Source organism: Pygmaiobacter massiliensis, from assembly GCF_900199435.1.
Lineage (GTDB): Bacteria > Bacillota > Clostridia > Oscillospirales > Ruminococcaceae > Pygmaiobacter > Pygmaiobacter massiliensis.
Genome location: NZ_OAML01000003.1, coordinates 1,807,981 through 1,826,816, shown reverse-complemented (window position 1 = coordinate 1,826,816; position 18,836 = coordinate 1,807,981). Strand labels below are relative to the sequence as shown.

At 51.9% G+C, this 18,836-nt stretch carries 19 protein-coding genes; 5 read left to right on the top strand and 14 right to left on the bottom strand.

Annotated features, from left to right (window positions below):
- Window positions 1-2 precede the first annotated feature (2 nt).
- Genes lsrK through C1A11_RS13350 form a run of 3 tightly spaced genes read left to right on the top strand, consistent with a single transcriptional unit; the run spans window position 3 to window position 2,488 of the window.
- On the top strand, window positions 3-1,568 hold the full coding sequence (lsrK, locus tag C1A11_RS13360; protein WP_102050938.1) for an autoinducer-2 kinase: 1,566 nt from the start codon (window positions 3-5) through the stop codon (window positions 1,566-1,568).
- A 35-nt stretch (window positions 1,569-1,603) separates the two neighbouring features.
- Window positions 1,604-1,954: a cupin domain-containing protein gene (locus C1A11_RS13355; RefSeq protein ID WP_102050937.1), complete on the top strand. Its 351-nt coding sequence runs from the start codon at window positions 1,604-1,606 to the stop codon at window positions 1,952-1,954.
- A 33-nt stretch (window positions 1,955-1,987) separates the two neighbouring features.
- Window positions 1,988-2,488: an ureidoglycolate lyase gene (locus C1A11_RS13350; RefSeq protein WP_102050936.1), complete on the top strand. Its 501-nt coding sequence runs from the start codon at window positions 1,988-1,990 to the stop codon at window positions 2,486-2,488.
- Between the two features lie 104 nt (window positions 2,489-2,592).
- Here C1A11_RS13350 and C1A11_RS13345 read toward each other — a convergent pair whose 3' ends face one another.
- The gene (locus C1A11_RS13345; RefSeq protein ID WP_102050935.1) at window positions 2,593-3,318 is read right to left on the bottom strand and encodes a TMEM164 family acyltransferase; all 726 of its coding nucleotides are present in this window, start codon (window positions 3,316-3,318) and stop codon (window positions 2,593-2,595) included.
- Window positions 3,319-3,530: 212 nt separating this feature from the next.
- Window positions 3,531-4,361, bottom strand: coding sequence for an undecaprenyl-diphosphate phosphatase (locus C1A11_RS13340; protein ID WP_102050934.1), 831 nt, complete (start codon window positions 4,359-4,361; stop codon window positions 3,531-3,533).
- A 284-nt stretch (window positions 4,362-4,645) separates the two neighbouring features.
- On the opposite strand from C1A11_RS13340, the gene C1A11_RS13335 reads away from it, so the two are divergent.
- Both C1A11_RS13335 and C1A11_RS13330 read left to right on the top strand, forming a co-directional pair.
- Complete coding sequence (locus tag C1A11_RS13335; RefSeq protein ID WP_102050933.1) at window positions 4,646-5,452, top strand: carbon-nitrogen family hydrolase; 807 nt, start codon at window positions 4,646-4,648, stop codon at window positions 5,450-5,452.
- A 203-nt stretch (window positions 5,453-5,655) separates the two neighbouring features.
- The gene (locus C1A11_RS13330) at window positions 5,656-6,402 is read left to right on the top strand and encodes a gamma-glutamyl-gamma-aminobutyrate hydrolase family protein (RefSeq protein WP_102050932.1); all 747 of its coding nucleotides are present in this window, start codon (window positions 5,656-5,658) and stop codon (window positions 6,400-6,402) included.
- Window positions 6,403-6,629: 227 nt separating this feature from the next.
- Here the strand turns inward: C1A11_RS13330 and C1A11_RS13325 are convergent, their stop codons facing one another.
- From C1A11_RS13325 to C1A11_RS13270, 12 genes are all read right to left on the bottom strand, one after another.
- Entirely contained in the window at window positions 6,630-8,771 is a 2,142-nt protein-coding gene (locus C1A11_RS13325) for a polyribonucleotide nucleotidyltransferase (RefSeq protein WP_102050931.1), read from the bottom strand.
- A 553-nt stretch (window positions 8,772-9,324) separates the two neighbouring features.
- The gene (gene rpsO / locus C1A11_RS13320) at window positions 9,325-9,582 is read right to left on the bottom strand and encodes a 30S ribosomal protein S15 (protein ID WP_102050930.1); all 258 of its coding nucleotides are present in this window, start codon (window positions 9,580-9,582) and stop codon (window positions 9,325-9,327) included.
- A gap of 132 nt (window positions 9,583-9,714) precedes the next feature.
- A complete protein-coding gene (ribF, locus tag C1A11_RS13315; protein WP_102050929.1) occupies window positions 9,715-10,608 on the bottom strand; it encodes a riboflavin biosynthesis protein RibF in 894 nt (297 codons plus the stop codon).
- Between the two features lie 10 nt (window positions 10,609-10,618).
- A complete protein-coding gene (truB, locus tag C1A11_RS13310) occupies window positions 10,619-11,503 on the bottom strand; it encodes a tRNA pseudouridine(55) synthase TruB (protein ID WP_102050928.1) in 885 nt (294 codons plus the stop codon).
- Window positions 11,504-11,573: 70 nt separating this feature from the next.
- Window positions 11,574-12,530: a DHH family phosphoesterase gene (locus tag C1A11_RS13305; RefSeq protein WP_102050927.1), complete on the bottom strand. Its 957-nt coding sequence runs from the start codon at window positions 12,528-12,530 to the stop codon at window positions 11,574-11,576.
- A gap of 212 nt (window positions 12,531-12,742) precedes the next feature.
- Window positions 12,743-13,087 carry a 30S ribosome-binding factor RbfA gene (gene rbfA, locus C1A11_RS13300; RefSeq protein WP_102050926.1) on the bottom strand — a complete coding sequence of 115 codons (345 nt, stop codon included), beginning with the start codon at window positions 13,085-13,087 and terminating at the stop codon, window positions 12,743-12,745.
- Window positions 13,088-13,114: 27 nt separating this feature from the next.
- Window positions 13,115-15,550 carry a translation initiation factor IF-2 gene (infB, locus tag C1A11_RS13295; protein ID WP_102051101.1) on the bottom strand — a complete coding sequence of 812 codons (2,436 nt, stop codon included), beginning with the start codon at window positions 15,548-15,550 and terminating at the stop codon, window positions 13,115-13,117.
- 56 nt (window positions 15,551-15,606) lie between these two features.
- Window positions 15,607-15,927 (bottom strand): L7Ae/L30e/S12e/Gadd45 family ribosomal protein, encoded by a 321-nt coding sequence (locus C1A11_RS13290; protein WP_102050925.1) that lies wholly within the window; start codon window positions 15,925-15,927, stop codon window positions 15,607-15,609.
- On the bottom strand, window positions 15,914-16,195 hold the full coding sequence (rnpM, locus tag C1A11_RS13285; protein ID WP_102050924.1) for an RNase P modulator RnpM: 282 nt from the start codon (window positions 16,193-16,195) through the stop codon (window positions 15,914-15,916). Before rnpM ends, C1A11_RS13290 begins: the two co-directional genes overlap by 14 nt.
- Window positions 16,196-16,251: 56 nt before the next feature.
- Window positions 16,252-17,340, bottom strand: a complete 1,089-nt coding sequence (gene nusA, locus C1A11_RS13280) for a transcription termination factor NusA (RefSeq protein WP_102050923.1) — start codon at window positions 17,338-17,340, stop codon at window positions 16,252-16,254.
- Between the two features lie 93 nt (window positions 17,341-17,433).
- Window positions 17,434-17,931 carry a ribosome maturation factor RimP gene (locus C1A11_RS13275; RefSeq protein ID WP_102050922.1) on the bottom strand — a complete coding sequence of 166 codons (498 nt, stop codon included), beginning with the start codon at window positions 17,929-17,931 and terminating at the stop codon, window positions 17,434-17,436.
- Between the two features lie 238 nt (window positions 17,932-18,169).
- Entirely contained in the window at window positions 18,170-18,835 is a 666-nt protein-coding gene (locus tag C1A11_RS13270; RefSeq protein WP_102050921.1) for a hypothetical protein, read from the bottom strand.
- Window position 18,836: the final 1 nt, after the last annotated feature.

The window sequence follows — 18,836 nt, the reverse complement described above, 5'->3', positions numbered from 1 at the left end:
CGATGGCACAAAAATATTTAATGGCGGTCGACGCCGGCACCGGCAGTGTGCGTGCTGTGCTGTTTGACCTTGCAGGCAACCAATTGGCTTGTGTGCAGCGAGAATGGGAACACAAAGAAGACCCTCGCTGGCCGGGCAGTATGGATTTCGACTGGGTGCATAACTGGGGGCTCGCTTCTGGTTGCATGCGCGGTGTTTTGGCCGAAAGCGGCATCGACCCCAAGGAGATTGCCGCAGTTTCTACCACCTGCATGCGCGAAGGCATCGTTCTTTATGATGCAGAAGGTAACGAAATTTGGGCCTGTGCCAACGTAGATGCCCGCAGTACCGACGAGGTAGGCGAGCTGATTCGTAAGGATCCCGTGCTGGAAAAAGAACTGTATTTAGAATCCGGGCAAACCTACGCCTTGGGTGCACTTCCACGCCTGCTTTGGGTCAAAAATAAAATGCCGGATATCTATGCAAAAACCGCGACCCTCGGCATGTTTAACGATTGGCTGATTTATAAAATGACCGGCATTTTGGAAGTAGAGCCGAGCAACGGCTCCACTACAGGCATCTTTGATTTACAAAAACGGAACTGGGATGCTTCGATTGCAGAGCGATGTGGCCTGCGTACTGATATTTTCCCACCGGTACGGGAATGCGGCAGCATCATTGGTAGCGTCAATGCCAAAGGTGCTGCCGAAACAGGGCTTGCCGAAGGAACCCCTGTGGTTATCGGCGGTGGCGATTGTCAGCTCGGCTCTATCGGCGTTGGTGTCGTTGCCGCCAACCAAGCTGCTGTATTTGGCGGTAGCTTTTGGCAGTATGAGTTTAACACAGCCAATGGTAAAACTGACCCAGGCTGCCGGGTACGCGTCAACTGCCACGCTGTGCCGGGTATCTGGCAATATGAAGCACTGGCTTTTAAGCCCGGCCTCGTAATGCGCTGGTTTCGCGACGGCTTTTGTCAGCTGGAAAAACAACAGGGCGAAGCCGATGGCAATGACCCTTATTATTTAATGGATAAAGCCGCGCAACAGGTGCCCGCCGGGTGTTATGGTATGATGTGCACCTTCTCGGACGTCATGAATTTTATCCAGTGGAAGCACGCTTCCCCCACCTTTACCAATTTTGAACTAGACCCCGAAAAATTCAATCGTTATACTTTTTACCGCGCTATTTTAGAAAACACCGCGCTGATTACCCGTGGTCACCTTGAGCTGGTGCGTGAAGCAACCGGCAATATGCCAAGCGAAATCATCTTCGCGGGCGGTGCCGCCAAGAGCAATCTGTGGTGCCAAATTCTCGCAGACGCACTTGGGTTGCCAGTTAAGGTGCCCGTTGTAAAAGAAGCTACGGCACTGGGTGCAGCAATTCTTGCTGGCGTAGGCGTGGGCATCTACCCTGATGTTGCTACCGCCGCGAGCAAAGTAGTACGTATTGAAAAAGCCTACCAGCCAAACCCAGAAAACCACAAAGTTTATGAACAGATGTACAAACCTTGGCGCGAGGTTTACGCTGCTCAGCTTACACTTTGTGACAAAAAGCTGACCAAAAACATGTGGATCGCGCCCGGCTTGTAAGCCTAGCTCCCCACGGAATAGATGGAGGAATAACAATGTATATCGTCAACGAGAGCGAGCGGGACTACCGTTTCGGAGACAGCGGCCCCAAATATTTAATGAAAGGCCCGCGCATGAACTTTGCTGTTGTACAGTTTCAGGCTGGCCAAGATTTTAAGGCACATCTACATAATGTGATGGAAGAAGATTTTTATATTTTAAGCGGTGAGATTGATATTGTGGTAGACGGTGTTGTTAACCACCTTAAAGAAGGCGACCTGATTCATATTGAACCGGGTGAAACTCATTACTGTGTCAATAATTCTTCGGCGCCAGTAAAGATGGTGTCGGTGTTGGCACCTTATCAAGAAGTAGATAAGGTGGAGGTCGACGGCTATACTTATTAAGTGTCGTCACATCGCTTACAGGAGGTTTGTGATATGAAATCAATCAAAGCAGTCCCTGTTACGCATGAAAATTTCCGCCCATACGGCTTTATCGCGAACATTGCTGACCCTTCCGCAGACTATGCAGTGAGCGACACATTGCCCGCCTTCCACCGTGACATGGTGCTAGCCCCTATGGCTGACCCCGCTCCTATTGCTTTTGGCTCACTCAAAATCAATCGTCGCCCCACTGAGATTCGGGACGTAGAGTACCACTCTGGGGCGTGTGAGGTTATGATGCCGCTCGACGACGATATGGTCATCTATGCTGGTCCCGCGAGCAATGATGTAGTCGAACCGGAAAAGCTGGAGGCGTTTGTGGTACCACAAGGCACATTAGTTGTTTTCCGGGCTGGTGCTTGGCATGGTGCCCCCTGGCCTGTACGCCACGAAACAGCAACTGTTCTCATCTGCCTGCCGGAGCGGACTTATTTAACTGACACGGTAAAATACCCGCTGCCGGAAGAGCAAACCATTACAATCGAACTCCCCTAATTTGCGACAGTCTTTTCAGTTTCTCGAAGATTTGGCGCAACAATAAAAAGCACCGATGCCGAGTGTGGCATTGGTGCTTTTGTTTTAAGTAATATCACGATAGCCTAAATTATTGCGCGATGTGCTTTTTCTTTGCGTTGTTTAAGCGCGCAACGAATGGTGGGCAAGTAAAATGCAAGGTTGATAAGTACAAACAATGCGCCGTAAAAGAACATCACGAAAACACCTTTCGGCATATGGCGGCTAAGAATCTCAAGCGGAGTGCCTACTCCACCGTTGATGTAGCCATAATCCCAGCCATACAACCGGTTGCCGATGATGCAGGGCACCAGCAACAATGTTACCGGCACAAAGCAAAGCAGGGTATCCAGTAGACGCGGCGTGTAATATCCGCTGGTCCAAAGTGCAGCAGCAATCAAAATCATCATAAAATGATAGAGCAGACTACGCAGGGGGACGAAGCTAAAAAACGGATAGCGGTTGAGATAAACATTAAAAACCATGCCGAAAACACCGCCAAACAGGCCAATCGTGCAGATGTTGGCCAGCGCCGCCCTGCGCATCCACCCCTCTTTGCAGAATGCCGCAAACGGCAGCATCAGCCAAAACAGAGAGCATAAATAAAGCGGCAGCGAAGTGCTTGGGTCAAGCACGCCGGAAGATTGGTATTCCCACACCCAGTAAATCGGGTCAAAGCATGCCATCAGCACCGAAGCGGCGCGTAAAAGCTGTGTCTGGGTTGCTCTGGTTTTGCGCTTGATAAAAATGCAAAAAACAGTTATAGCTACGGCAGAAAGTGCCATAAATAACAGATGAAGTGGTTGAAACATAATTCGTATCGCTCCTTTTTGTTACAGCACAGCACCCATGGCTACTGCCCTGAGAGGATACTCTTACTTTATACTGCTCATCTTAATCTCACATTTAGGTTATCTTAAAAAGAATTAAGAAAAGCCGCCTTTGGTATTCTGTCTGATAACAGAAACGCGCAAAGGCGGCAATTTTTTTCAATTTCTGCGAAAAAACTTCAAAATTAAAGTTTTTAGACCAATGCCCGGATACCGAAATACAACAAAACAACTATACCAAGCACAATCCGGTACCAACCGAACACTTTAAAGTCATGCTGTTTCACATAGTCCATCAAAAAGCGAATAGACACCAGCGAAACCACAAATGCGACCACCATGCCAAGTACCAATGTAGCCATCTCCGCACCCGTGAACTCAAACCCAAACTTGAGCAATTTCACTGCGCTTGCGCCTAGCATTGTGGGCACCGCGAGGAAGAAAGTAAACTCTGCGGCGGCAGTGCGCGACACACCAATAAGCAATGCGCCAATGATGGTTGCGCCAGAGCGGGAGGTGCCGGGAATCAGTGAGAGCACCTGAAAAACACCAATTGCAAACGCAACCCGATAGTTGATGTCCGAAAGTCGGCGTACCGTGGGGCGATGGTGCCTATTGTTATTTTCCACCACAATAAACAGAACGCCATATAAAATCAGCATTGCGGCAATTACAAGCGGCGTACTAAAATGAGCCTCAAGCCAATCGTCAAACAAAATGCCAAGCACGGCAGAAGGAATGCAGGCAACTACAACCTTAAACCAGATGGAAAACGTCTCTTTTTTAATAACAGGACCACCGCCAAAGCGAAACGGAAACATCTTATTCCAAAACAAAACCACAACTGCGAGAATAGCACCCAGCTGAATCACCACAATAAACATATCTTTAAACGCCTGGGTCATGTTCAATTTTAAAAACTGGTCTACCAACAGCATATGGCCGGTACTGCTAATGGGCAGCCACTCGGTAATGCCCTCTACAATACCAATAAAAATTACTTTTAACACTTCAACAAAACTCATGTCTTTGATTCCTCTGTGTTTCTCAACAGCCTTATCGGCTCTCGTTTTTTTGTTGTGCCGCCTCTTGCGACTGTTTTTCAGTGTACCACATCCAAAGGGGTACCGCAATCCTTTTTGCCGGTTCTCACCAGCATTTCACTGTTCCTCTATTTGACTGTGCCGCTTACGGTTGACACCTGCGCCGGAATGTGTTATATATAACCACTGGCTTTTATACCGTAAGCTTACATTTTTTGCTCACTTGCGGTTTTAATATTACAAGCTTCAAAAGAAAGGAAGTTTTTATGAAAATAAGCTTAATCCAGATGGATGTACGCCTTGGCGAGCCGGATTTCAACTTTGCCCATGCAGAGGAATTGGTGCGGCGTGCCGTAGCAATCGAGCATCCCGATGTTGTCACCCTGCCAGAAGCCTGGAACGTCGGATTTTTCCCAAAAGGGCACCTGGAAGAGTTAGCCGACCAAAACGGCGCACGTGTTAAACAGGTATTCGGCGCGCTTGCCAAAGAGCTTTCGGTCAATATTATTGCCGGTTCTGTGGCAAATCTCCGCGATGGCGCACTCTACAACACCTCTTTTGTGTTTGACCGGAGTGGTAATCTGGTGGCAGAGTACGATAAAACGCATTTGTTCACCCCCTCCGGCGAACATCGCTTTTTCACCCTTGGCAACCACGTAGTTGATTTTATGCTGGATGGTGTCCATTGCGGACTCGTTATCTGCTATGATATCCGCTTTGTAGAGCTGGTACGCACTTTAGCTCTGCGCGGGATTGATCTGCTGTTTGTCGTGGCACAGTGGCCCGAAATGCGCGGCTTCCATTGGGACACCCTCAACCGCGCACGCGCCATCGAAAATCAGATTTTCGTTGCCTGCACCAATGCCAGCGGCATGGCGGGCAAAATCAAAAATGCCGGGCATTCTGCACTCATCGATCCCTGGGGCGAAACACTGGTCATGGGCGATGACACCGAGTGCATTCTCACCGCCGAAGCTGACCTTTCGGTGGTGCAAAATATCCGCAATTCTATTAACGCTTATCGCGACCGCAGACCGGAGCTTTACGAAATCACCGGGAAACAGAAAAACTAGTCTGCTTCCCGCTCTCTTCTTATTCTCCCCTATTTGAAAAGCACGCACTTGTCTGAGTCGGCAAGTGCGTGCTTTTATTTATCAGATAGCTTGTCTCTCACAAAATTACTGCTTTGCCACCCTCTCTTCCAGCTTCGGCATGTCTGCCCAGCACCGTCGGTGAATAAACTGGTAACAAATCCCCCGGAAAGAGGTTATTTTTGATGAAGCTTCCTGTCATTGGAATCCCATGCACCGCACAGCTCGGCAGCAACGGGCAAACAAGCGTGCTCAATCTGCCGCAGGCATATGCCGATGCTGTTTTATCCGCGCGCGGCATTCCGCTGCTGCTGCCCCCTACTGACGACCCCCTACTGCGCCAAAGTGCGCTTTCGCATTGTGATGGTCTGCTGCTGCCCGGTGGCGGGGACCCTGACCCTCGCTTTTACAGCGAATCGCCCCATCCGCTTTTGGGTGAAGTTAATTTTGCGCAAGATCGGTTTGAGATAGCACTGTTTGCGTTGGCTCAAATCCGGGCACTGCCGGTGCTCGGCATCTGCCGCGGCATGCAGTTGGTTAATGTGGCGCTGGGCGGCAGCCTCTATCAGGATATTTCGCTTGCCTGCGCCACCCCGGTTTTACACCGCCAAAACGCGCCTCGCCATGCTACCATACACAAGGTAGAGATTGATCCTGACAGCGAGCTTTACCGGCTTTTGGGCAGCGCTGCGGTATACACAAACTCTATGCACCATCAAGCGGTGCACCGCCCCGGCGAGGGGTTAAATATTGTCGCCCGTGCACCAGATGGTCTCCCCGAGGCCATGGAGAATGAGGATGGCTCTCTGCTGCTGGTACAATGGCACCCGGAAGCGCTGCTGCAAACGGTGCCCCCGATGCAGCGCCTTTTTACTGAGCTGACTCGGCGTGCTGCAATTGCGGCACAAAAGCGCGAAAGCTCGGCGCCTTAAATTCGTGCCAGAGCAAACAAAGAGAAAATCGCTTCGCACTTATTCTTACCTCTCTCTTCTCTTTGCTGCATTTTATATTTCTGGCTCCTTTCTTTTCCCAGTGATCTGATAGCTTGCGTTTCAGCGCGGCTATCCCAACAAGAAGACCCCTCAGCACAATGCTGAGGGGTCTTGCTTTTTTGATATCAGAGGCAGAATTACTTTAACCGGTTTTACCGAAAAGCAAATTACTGCTGTGCGCCCTGACGGGCAGCCATATCAGCCAGCGCGTCTTTACGGGAGAGGTTGATGCGGCCCTGCTGGTCAATTTCGGTGACCTTAACGAGCAGCTCATCGCCGACAGCGACAACGTCCTCTACCTTCTCTACACGCTTGGTGTCGAGCTTGGAGATGTGCACAAGGCCTTCTTTGCCCGGAGCAATCTCAACGAATGCGCCGAAGTTCATCAGGCGGGTAACCTTGCCTTTATAAATTGCGCCAACCTCGGGGTCTTCCACGATCATTTTGATGATACCGACAGCACGGTTCAAATCATCGCGGTCTACAGCGGTTACGCAGACGCGGCCGTTTTCTTCTACGTCAATTTTGCAGTTGCATTTTGCGCAGATGTCCTGAATGACCTTGCCGCCTTTGCCGATAACATCGCGGATTTTATCCACGTCGATCATGAAGGAGACCATCTTCGGTGCATACTGAGAGAGCTGCTCACGCGGGGTGGGCAGAACCGGCAGCATGATTTCGTCCAGGATAAACAGACGGGCTTTGCGGCACTTTTCAAATGCTTCAGCAACGATCTCACGGGTGAGGCCGTCAACTTTCATATCCATCTGGATAGCAGTGATACCCTTATGGGTACCGCCAACCTTAAAGTCCATATCGCCGTGGAAGTCCTCAACACCCTGAATGTCGAGCATAGTCATCCAGCGGTCGCCCTCGGTGATGAGACCGCAGGAGATGCCAGCAACGGGTGCTTTGAGGGGGACGCCTGCATCCATGAGTGCCAAAGTGGAACCGCAGATGGAAGCCTGGCTGGTAGAACCATTAGAGGAAAGCACCTCAGAAACAAGGCGCATGGTGTACGGGAACTCGTCTTCGCTCGGCAGAACCGGCAGCAATGCGCGCTCTGCAAGTGCACCGTGGCCAATCTCGCGGCGACCGGGGCTGCGCAGACCACGAGCTTCACCGACGGAATACGGCGGGAAGTTGTAGTGGTGCATATAGCGCTTGGTTTCCTCGGTGCTGATGTCGTCGATGATCTGAGAATCACGGCTGTTGGAGAGGGTTGCAACGGTGAGCACCTGGGTCTGGCCACGGGTGAACATGCCGCTGCCGTGTGCGCGGGGCAGCAAGCCGACTTCTGCGTTCAGCGGGCGGATTTCATTGATGCCGCGGCCGTCAACACGTTTGCCGTCGTCCAGCAGCCAACGGCGTACCACGAACTTCTGCATCTTGTACATGATGAGGCCAATGGTAGCAGCGCCCCACTGCTCAAGATATTTCGCTTCGATTTTCTCCTGAATCGGCAGAAGACGCTCGTCGCGGACGTTTTTATCGTCGGTATCCATTGCATATTTGAACTCATCCAGGAACTCTTCTTTGACAGCGTCAAACAGGTCGTGGTCGAGGTCCATGCTCTGGAACTCTTTCTTGGGTTTGCCAATTTCGGCAACGATGGTATCGATAAAGCCGATGATGCGTTTGCACTCTTCGTGTGCAATATCAATAGCTTTCAACATCGTGTCTTCGTCAACTTCGTTTGCGCCAGCCTCGATCATAACGATCTTTTCCATGCTGGCTGCAACAGTCAGCTGAAGCTCGCTGACTTCGCGCTGTGCTTCGGTCGGATTGATGACAATCTGGCCGTCAACAAGGCCCATGAACAGACCTGCGATGGGGCCTTTCCAGGGAATGTCAGAGATAGAAAGCGCGATGGAAGTGCCGATGATGCCTGCAACCTCGGGGCTGCAGTCCTGGTCAACACTCATAACGGTCATAACAACCGAAACATCGTTGCGCATATCTTTCGGGAAAAGGGGGCGAATGGGGCGGTCGACCACACGAGAGGTCAGAACCGCTTTTTCACCGGGGCGACCTTCGCGGCGCATAAAGCTGCCGGGGATGCGACCAACTGCGTACAGTTTTTCTTCAAAATCTACCGAAAGGGGGAAGAAATCAATACCGTCGCGGGGTTTTTCGCTCATGGTAACGTTGCAAAGCACTGCAGTCTCGCCGTAGCGCACCATGCAGCTGCCGTTGGAAAGGCCGCACATTTTGCCCGTTTCAACAATAAACGGACGACCGGCGATCTCAGTTTTCCACTCGCGGAAATTGGGGAATGTTTCTTTGCGGGAAGTAAATTCCTCTGCCATAATGGATTGCCTCCTGTATTTTGTTTTACTCGGGGCATTCTGTTTTAGCAATAAACTCAGCATGCTGCACCGCAGCCATGTTCAGTTTACCGCTAAACACCGAATGTCCCGAAAATTATTGAAAGGACATAACAGAGAAAGCGCTCTGCCTTGTCCTTTCTAACCGTCTTGCTTATCTGGGACAAGCATACTATCTTAATGATTATAGCACGCAGCCCCTGCTTTGTAAAGATACGCAGCCGGGCGAAAACTGTCTAAAACGGCGGTGTTTTTTCGATGAATAGCACACAATCCGCAGTGAAAAAGCAAAAAGCAATACAGCTGCTTTTCTGCAGCGATGCATCTTCTTTCTCCGCCCTTTTCCCTCTTGCACACGCCAGTTTGCACCGCATACCGAAGACGCCCTATTTTATATTATTTTGCCCGTATAATTCCTGTCCCTAAACAATATAAGCCCAATTCACTTTGCATGTTTTTTGTGGGCAGCTACTGCGCGAGAATCCGCCAGACAAACAAAAAATCCGGTACTATAAAGTACCGGATTTTACTGTAATTATTTACGCAGGCCGAGTTTTGCAATGATTGCACGGTAACGCTCGATGTCCTTTTTCTGCAGGTAAGCGAGCAGGTTACGACGGCGACCAACCATTTTCAGCAGGCCACGGCGGCTGTGATGATCGTTTTTGTTCTCTTTCAGGTGCTCGGTGAGGTGGTTGATGCGTGCAGTGAGCAGTGCAATCTGAACCTCCGGGGAGCCAGTGTCTTTCTCAGACATGCGATATTCCTGAATGGTAGTAATTTTCTCAGTCATGGTAATTGTTCTCCTTTAAAATAAAATATCTGCCACGAACCAAGGGAGGGTTGGAGAACCGCTCTCTGAGCCCGGGTAAGCTATAATAGTATAGCACAACTGCTATGCTTTGTAAACTGTTTGTCCCGTTGCCTACGCAAAATATTCTTGCGCGGCCTTTACGGCACGTTCAATACAGGCGTGCAGCTCATCTAAACTTGCATATTTGCGGGTTGGTTCCAGGTACTCGTGCAGCTCCAGTCGTACCGTTGCCCCATAAAGGTCGCCAGTAAAACCGATCAAAAAGCTTTCGCAGGTGACATCTTCTCCGTCCACTGTCGGGCGGCTGCCAAGGCCGGTTGCTGCGGCATACGCCACACCGTTGACCTCAGCGCGAGAGATATATACCCCCTGCTTTGGCATCAGCATGCCGGTTGGATATCGCTGGTTGATGGTGGGAAAGCCCAGTCGCCCGCCAAGCTGTTTACCCGGCTGCACCGGCAGCGTTACCGCGTAGGGTGCGCCCAGCAGCATATTGGCATGTGCAATCTCGCCTGCTTCCAGCAAACCGCGAATCCGGGTAGAAGAAACAAGTGTGCCATCCTCCGCCTGCATATCCACCTGTGTATGACTGATGCCCCTGGCGCGGCAAAGCTCGCTGAGCAGTTCTACATTGCCCGCACCGCCTTTGCCGAAGGTGAAGTTATCCCCCGTAAAGACAGCGGCGGCGTTCATCTGCTCTACGAGTACCTCCTGTACGAAGGCTTCGGGTGAAAGGTCACGGAAGCTTTCGTAACCGGGGCAGTAATAATAGTCGATGCCCATCTCTTCCATTCGGCGGCGGCGCTCATCTACTGAAAGGATGCTGGAACCTTTAATGGGGTTTAGGCCATCAAAATAAAAGGTGAAAACACCGGATGCCCAGTTGTTGGCTTCCGCCGCATCCAATGCGCCTTGCAACACACGGCGGTGTCCCAGATGTACGCCATCAAAATAGCCAAGGGCAACAGCGGTTTTCTGATTCGGTTTTGCGGTGAGATCTTTCATGCTGCTCCCTTCAGGTTCGTTCTATAAAAAGTTTCTTCACGGTAACGATGCCAGCCTTTGCATCTGCAAGGCCGAGAAATGCATCATTATGGTAGACGCGGTAAACCGCATCTGCGAGCCGTACATGGGTGGGGGCACCGTGAAACAGCCGCGCCGCCAGCTCATCCGAAGCATCCAGCCGCGGGTAAGCGCCAAATACGCTGTCTACAGGCAGTAACATCGGCTCTGCCTGAGTTGCATCATCGGTGGCATTGGCCGCTGCGAGAATAGCCTCCAGTGTATGTGCCTGTGCTAGCGTAAAATCGCCGCTTTGGGTGCGGCGCAACGCTGTCATGGTGGCAATGGTGCCAAGCCGTGCAGCAATGTCCTCAACCAAAACACGGATATAAGTGCCCTTGGAACAGGTCACCGAAAAGGCGTATTCATTTTCTCCCACCTGCTCTGCCAAATCAATGGCAGTAATGGTGATGAGCCGGGGGGTGCGGGCGACCTCGCGGCCTTTGCGGGCTGCTTTGTATAAGGGCTGCCCGTTTACCTTTACCGCTGAAAACATCGGCGGAAGCTGCTGCGAGTCTCCGAGGAAGGTAGCCAGCGCAGCGCGTAGCTGCTCTTCGCTAATCTGCACCTCTTGTGTTTCGCAAACTTCGCTTTCCAAGTCTGCCGTGGGGGTGCGCACCCCAAACTTTAAGGTGGCAAGATAGGTCTTTTCGTGGTTCTGCGGCAGGTCGACCGCCTTGACAGCGTTGCCTACAAAAAGCGGAAGCACCCCGGTCGCCAGTGGGTCCAGCGTGCCGGAATGCCCGATTTTTTTTGTATGCAGCGCTCCCCGCAGCTTTGCAATTACGTCAAAGCTTGTCCAGCCTCTCGGCTTATCGACAACGAGGATTCCGTTCATATGGTGGTGTTTCCTTTCTAGTGTGGGTAAGGCTGTGGCTGGCACCAAAAGGCTTGCTGTTTGCGCAGCGTTAGTCTTTCAGCTGTTTGCCAACCTCCGCCAGTACAGCAGCTTTCGCGTTTTCCAGGTTGCCGAAAAATTCGCAGCCTGAAGCACGCTTATGTCCGCCGCCGCCAAGGCCCGCACAGATTGTGCAGGCATCCAGCCCGCCCGAGGTACGCACAGAAACTTTATAGCTGCCGCTTTCCAGCTGGCGCATTGTAATGCCAACAGATACGCCTTCAATCATACGGGGAATCGAAGTGATACCCTCCAGATCGGTACCGTCTGCACCCGCTTCTTCAATCTCTTTGCGGGTTACATACATCAGCGCACAGCGGCCGTTGTAGTGGTATTCCAGGTGCGAGAGCGCAATTTGCTCAATCATCATGCGGCTCTGGCTTTTGCTTTCAAACAGAATTTCGTTGAGCATTACAAAATCTGCGCCTTTTTCCATCAGCTCGGCACACACGCGGTGGGTGCGGGCAGTGGTATTCGCAAATTTAAAGCAGCCGGTATCGGTAGAAAGGCCGGTATACAGGCAATTTGCAATGGTAGGGGTAATCTCTACGCCCATCTCTTGAATGACCGCATAAATCACCTCGGCAGTTGCCGCGGCGTCGCCATCCAGCAGCATTGCATCGGCGTACCCAGAGTTGCTGGGATGATGGTCGATGCACAAATCGCTGCGCTCACCGTAGTTAGCGGTGAGGTCGCCAAAAAGCTGAATGCTTGCAACGTCTACCGCCACGATGTACTGCGGCTCGTAACTGCCGTCGTAAAGGCCGAGCTGCATATATTCGTAGCGCGACGGAATGGCGTCGGTACAAAGAATCGAAACTGTTTTTCGAAGTGCTTTCAAAGCCCAGTAAAGCGCCCCGGCAGAGCCAAGGGTGTCGCCGTCCGGGTTTTTATGACAAAGCAGCAGGATATTGTCCGCCGCGATGAGGCGGGCAACCGTCATCGCTATGTCAAGAATCTCACTCATGCGTATATCAATTCCTTTCCGGGAATGGTGCTGCGCCGGACTTCACATCGGTGTCGCCGCACAAACCTGCAGGTAAAAAAAATATGTTTTGTTATAACTTGTCCTACCCTGCCGTGCGCCGTGCCGCGGCGGGGCAGTCTGCAGACGCAAGCAATCGCCGGGCAAAGACAGAGGAAATATTCCCCTGCCTCGCCGCAGCGCATTGCTTCGCGTTATTGCTCGTTGAGTTCTCCGATGATTTTGTTGATGCGCGCAGCGTAAGCGGCGCCGTCGTCCCGCACAAATTTAAATGCGGGGCTTTTACGAATGTGCATGCGCTTTGCAATTTCGCTGCGCACATGGCCAGCTGCATGGTTCAGCGCATTTACTGCGCCCTTTGCAGCCTCTTCGTCACCTAAAACGCTGATATAAACCTTAGCGTTGTCGAGGTCGGGTGTAACCTCGACGCGCATAACGGTCAGAAATCCCTGCACACGCGGGTCTTTCATATGGCTGATGATGTCGATAATCTCGCGTTTCATATCCTCTGCGAGACGACCGATGTTATTGTTGGACATACTGCTCCTCCTTTCGGCGAAACGAGCTTAGTCGCGGTACTCCTCGAGAATAAATGCCTCGAAGATGTCGCCTTCTTTAATATCCGAGAATTTGTCGAGGCCCACGCCGCATTCGTAACCGGAAGCGACTTCCTTGACGTCATCTTTAAAGCGGCGCAGAGAATCGATCTCGTCCTCGGCGATGACGATACCGTCACGCACAACGCGAATCTTGCTGCCACGGGTGATTTTGCCTTCCAGCACGTAGCTGCCTGCAATGGTGCCGGCAGAAGAAATCTTGAAGACGTTGCGGACCTCCAAACGGCCCTGCTCGACTTCGCGAATCTTCGGCTCCAGCATACCTTTCAACGCGTCGGTAACGTCGTTGATGGCGTCATAGATGACACGGTACATACGCAGCTCGACATCTGCCTGCTGTGCGTCTGCCTTGGCCACGGGGTCCGGGCGGACGTTAAAGCCGATGACGATAGCGTTGGATGCGCTTGCCAGCATAACGTCGCTCTTAGAAATAGCACCGACACCGGCATGGATAACACGAACGCGCACTTCTTCGTTGGAGATTTTTTCAAGGCTCTGTTTGACTGCCTCAGCAGAACCCTGCACGTCGGCTTTGACGACGATGGGCAGCTCTTTGCGCTCGCCTTCCGCAATCTGGCTGAACAGGTTGTCGAGGGTGACCTTCTGGTAAGAGTTGAACTGCTCTTCCTTCTGCTCGGTTGCGCGGCGGTCAGCCAGCTCACGGGCAAGGCGCTCATCTTCAACGGCCTCAAACAGGTCGCCAGCTGCCGGTACTTCGGTAAGGCCGGTAATTTCCACCGGGGTGGACGGGCCAGCTTCTTCGATGACGCGGCCCTGATCGTTGCGCATAACACGCACGCGGCCAACTACGGTGCCTGCAATGATGGTATCGCCTTTACGCAGAGTACCGTTCTGTACCAGCACAGTGGCAACAGGGCCCTGGCCTTTGTCCAGACGAGCCTCGACCACAGCGCCTTTTGCACGGCGGCTGGGGTTTGCTTTCAGCTCTTTGACCTCTGCGGTCAGTGCAATCATCTCGAGCAGGTCGTCAATGCCCTGACCGGTGAGTGCGGAAACCGGTACGCAGATGGTTTCGCCGCCCCAATCTTCCGGCACAAGCTCATACTGAGTAAGTTGTTCCTTGATGCGCTCAGGATTCGCGGTAGGTTTATCCATTTTATTGATTGCCACGATAATGGTGGTGTTTGCCGCCTTTGCGTGGTTGATGGATTCAATGGTCTGCGGCATGATGCCGTCGTCTGCTGCGACAACGAGAACCGCAATATCGGTGAGGTTTGCACCGCGGGCACGCATCGAGGTAAATGCCTCATGGCCCGGGGTGTCGAGGAAAGTAATAGCTTTGCCGTTTTTCTCGACCTGGTATGCACCGATTGCCTGCGTAATGCCGCCTGCTTCGCCTGCGGTAACGCGTGTTGCACGGATGGCGTCCAGAATAGAGGTCTTGCCGTGGTCAACGTGACCCATGACGACAACAACGGGCGGGCGCTCTTCGAGGGTTGCGGGATCGTCCTGCTCGGTTTCGAACAGACGCTCCTCAATGGTGATATGCACTTCGCGCTCGACTTTTGCGCCGAGTTCTTCAGCAACGAGCGAAGCTGTATCGAAATCAACGATTTCGGAAACCGAAGCCATAATGCCAAGGCCCATCAATTTTTTGATGACCGATGCAGAGGTCTGCTTCAGTCGGGTAGCCAGCTCGCCGACAGTAATTTCGTCGGGAATCATAACTTTCAGCTGGGCTTTACGCGCTTTTTCCAGCTGCAGTCGCTGCAGGCGCTCTGCCTCTGTTTCGCGTTTTTTGAACGGCTGGTTTTTGCCGCCAAAGCGGTTTCTGTTGTTGCCAAACTTCTGTTTGCCGCCAACGCCGCCTTTACCGTGTTTACCACTTGCCTGGGCAGCACCGCGGGTACCGGCGCCAGCAAGCGACTCATACTTTTCATTGAATTTATCGAGGTTGACCTCGCCGCCGCGGGTATCTACAGTGACGACAACAGTCTCACGCTTTTGCACAGGCGTTCCCTCTTTCCGTTCTTCTTTTGCCGGTTTTACAGCATTTTTTGCTTCTACCAACGTGCCGTCTGCACGTTTCAGCGGGCCGCCCAGGGGTGCTGCCGGCTTGGATTTCTGTGGCTGCGGCTGCTGCGGTTTTGCAGGCTGTGCCGCGGGTTTCGGCTGCGGGTTCGCCTCAGCCTTCGGTTCCGGCTTAGGCTGCGGCTTCGGGGCGCTGGCGGCCAAATATTCGTCAAAGTTGTTGACCGATTTTTCTTTTGTGTAGTGTTCAAACACAAAATTCAATTCTTCTTCCGTCAGTGGCGAAGTATGTTTTTTGGCCTCGCCGAATTTTTCGGTCAGCAGGTCGAGCATCTGTTTCGTGTTCACGCCCAGATCCTTGGCGACGTCGCCGGCTTTATATTTGATTAGCATCATCTATGCCTCTACCTCCGTATCTTGAATTTGTAAAGCACCGCCCTTGGGCAGGCTCAGTGGGTATCGTCTTCGGCTGCAAGCTGGGTGGAGATGAGCTTTGCAAAGCCGCTGTCAATTACTGCAAAAACACCGGTGCGTTTTGGGCACACGTCCAGCAGTTCGTCTTGTGTCAGCGGCAGGGTGCGTGCCTGCACACCCCATTCTTCGCAAAAGCGGTCTACCCTCTTGCGGGTGTTTGCCGAGAGATCCCCGGCGCAAAAAATTAAAAAGGCCTGCCCTTTTGCAAGGCTTTCCTTTACAGCATCAAAGCCCATAACCAGTTTGCCCGCCTTGCGGGAAAGTGAAATGGCTGAAAGCAGCTTATTCGTCTGCATCTTCTCTCGCCTCCACTTCCTGTGCAAGGCGCTCGTAAATCTCTTCACTGATAGCACACTCAAAAGCGCGCTCTAAGCGCTTTGCTTTTTGGGCTTTTGCAAGACATTTTTTATCCGGACAGAGGTATGCGCCTCTACCGGATTTTTTACCGGTGACGTCCACAGAGATCTCCCCCTCTGCTGTTTTTACGACGCGCACCAGCTCTTTTTTCGGTTTCCCCTCATTGCAGCCAACGCAGCGACGGACGGGAATCTTTTTGGTTACCATTCGGATCGTCACCTCTTTATTCTTCCGTTTCGGTGAAAGCGCTCTCGCTTTCGGGGTTAGTTTTCCGCCTCGGGCTCAGCCGGTTTCTCTTCAGGCTCTTCACCATAGTAGCCGCTTTCGGGACGGATATCAATATTGTAGCCGGTCAGGCGAGCAGTAAGGCGTGCATTCTGGCCTTTGTTGCCAATTGCCAGCGACAGCTGATTGTCGGGCACAGTAACACGGCAGCTTTTAATTTCGCCCGGCAGCAGTTCCACTTTGACAACGCTTGCGGGAGAAAGTGCCGCAGAGATGAACTCAACAGGATCGTCACTGTAACGCACAATGTCGATTTTCTCGCCGTTAAGCTCCTCTACAATGCCTGCTACGCGGGCACCGCGGGCGCCGATGCAAGCACCGACCGGATCGACGTTCTCATCTTTGCTGTAAACAGCCATTTTCGTGCGCATGCCTGCCTCTCGGGAGATTGCTTTAATCTCGACGGTGCCGTCGAAGATTTCGGGCACTTCCATCTCAAACATGCGTTTTACAAGGCCGGGGTGGGTGCGGCTGATCATGGTTTTGGGGCCTTTTTCGGTTACAGCAACGTCAACGACGTATACTTTAATACGCTCGCCCTCGCGCAGAACCTCGCCGGGAACCTGCTCGTTTTTCGGCAGAATTGCTTCGCCTTTGTCAAGCTCCAGCACTACAATGCCTTTCACCGGGTCAACCTTGTTCACCACAGCAGAAACAATCTCGTGAGATTTGGACTGCATTTCGGCATACATCTGGTTGCGCTCTGCCTCACGCAGAGCCTGGCGGATAACATGCTTTGCCGTCTGGGCTGCGATGCGGCCAAACTCTTTGGTTTTGAGGGGAATTTCCAGCTGGGTGCCAACACGGGCACGCGCCTTGATGTTCTGTGCTTCGGTAAGGGTGATTTCGGTGCGCGGGTCGGTCACCTCATCCACAATCATTTTGACGATAGCAACATTAAACTTGCCGGTGGTGGGTTCAATCACAACTTCCACGTTGTCTTCTACGTCATAGCCTTTTTTTACGGCAATGACAATGGCAGCTTTGATCTTTTCGACGAGGTATGCTTCGCTGATTCCGCGCTCTTTTTCCAGCATGCCAAGTGCTTCAAAAAATTCGTTATTCATTTTTCCGGTTTCCTCCCAAAGCCAGAAATCTGGCAGATAATTTAAGTTTTGTTTTCTCTGGTATTGTTTGCCCTGCCAAAGGCGGGGCGGGGTCTATTTTTCTACGTTAGAGAACAAATCCTCATCATCGCAAAGCTTTGCAAACGAAAGGTCTGCAAGCGCAATGGTCTGTTCTCCCTGCTCGGTTTTCAGAACGATGCAGTCGTTCTCGGCACGCTGCAAAAGGCCGGTATATTCTTTCTGGCCGCTGGCATCTGCACGGTAAAGCCGCAGGTTGATTTTCTCACCGCAAACTGCAGCAAAATGCTCGGGCTTGGTCAAGCGGCGGCCAAGGCCGGGGCTTGAAACTTCAAAAAAGTAGCTCTCTACAATTGGGTCCGCTTCATCAATCAGCGGGTCGACTGCGCGGGAAACAACTTCACAATCCGCCGTTGTCATATCTCCGTCTTTATCGATGAATACCCGCAGGAACCAATCCGGGCCTTCTTTTTCATATCGTACGTCCCACAGCCGGTACCCAAGCTCCTCAACCACAGGTCGCACAATGGATTCTACCATGCCAACTACGTTACCGCCTTTGCCTTTTGCCATACGCACCTCCGTAAAAATGCCTCTACAAACACGAAGAGCGGACCTTGCGGTCCACTCTTACAGTTGAATTATTAGCGTTCTATATTAGTATATCACAAGTTTTGTAAAAAGCAAGTATTCTGCGCGAATGAAAAAATCTTCCGCCGCTTTTACTGCTTTTCATCTGCTGTCCGCCTCTTTATTATTTGTAGGAAAAGCGCGCTCATGCAGCTGGATATTTTTGCCGTATTGGTTCGGCTTACAGCATAAAGGCGATTGCCATTGCACCGTAAGACCATACAGCATTGCGGCGCAGCAGCAGGTAGATTTCTCCATAAGCAAGACTGAACGCCATAACCCCGAGCCCGGTGTAGAGGCTGCCCTTGGTTAAGATATGCACAGCACCCCAGGTGCAGCCAAGCACAATGCCGCCCCAAGGGAAGTGGGTTTGCCGGCGAAGCAAGGTTTCTGCAAACTTTTGACCAAAGATAACAATCAGCAGCACCAACGCTATTTCAAAGAAGTAATAAAGATACTGCACCGTAAACAGTAACAGCGTTTTACGGCGAAACTCTTCCAGTAATTTCAGTCCGCCCCAGTCCCATGCATTCAGTGCCACACAGGCGGCAACCAACGCTGCACTTGCGGCAATTCCCTTGGTGGTCGGCTTTGCCGTTTGCATCGGGTCAAATGTCAACTTCTGTCGAGACTTACGCACCAGAACAAACGTGAGCAGTCCCCAGCAAGCTATGGTGAGTATCCAGTGCAGCACCATTTGAGTAGGGCTGTAATCCGCTGCCGAAACGCCTGCGAATAAAAGCGGTTCAATCAGTCCAATTAACACCAATTCCAGTCCCAATCCACCAAAGGCGTAAAGCGCATAGTTTAAATAATCCCACGCGCCGATTGTTTTTTGCTTCTGCATT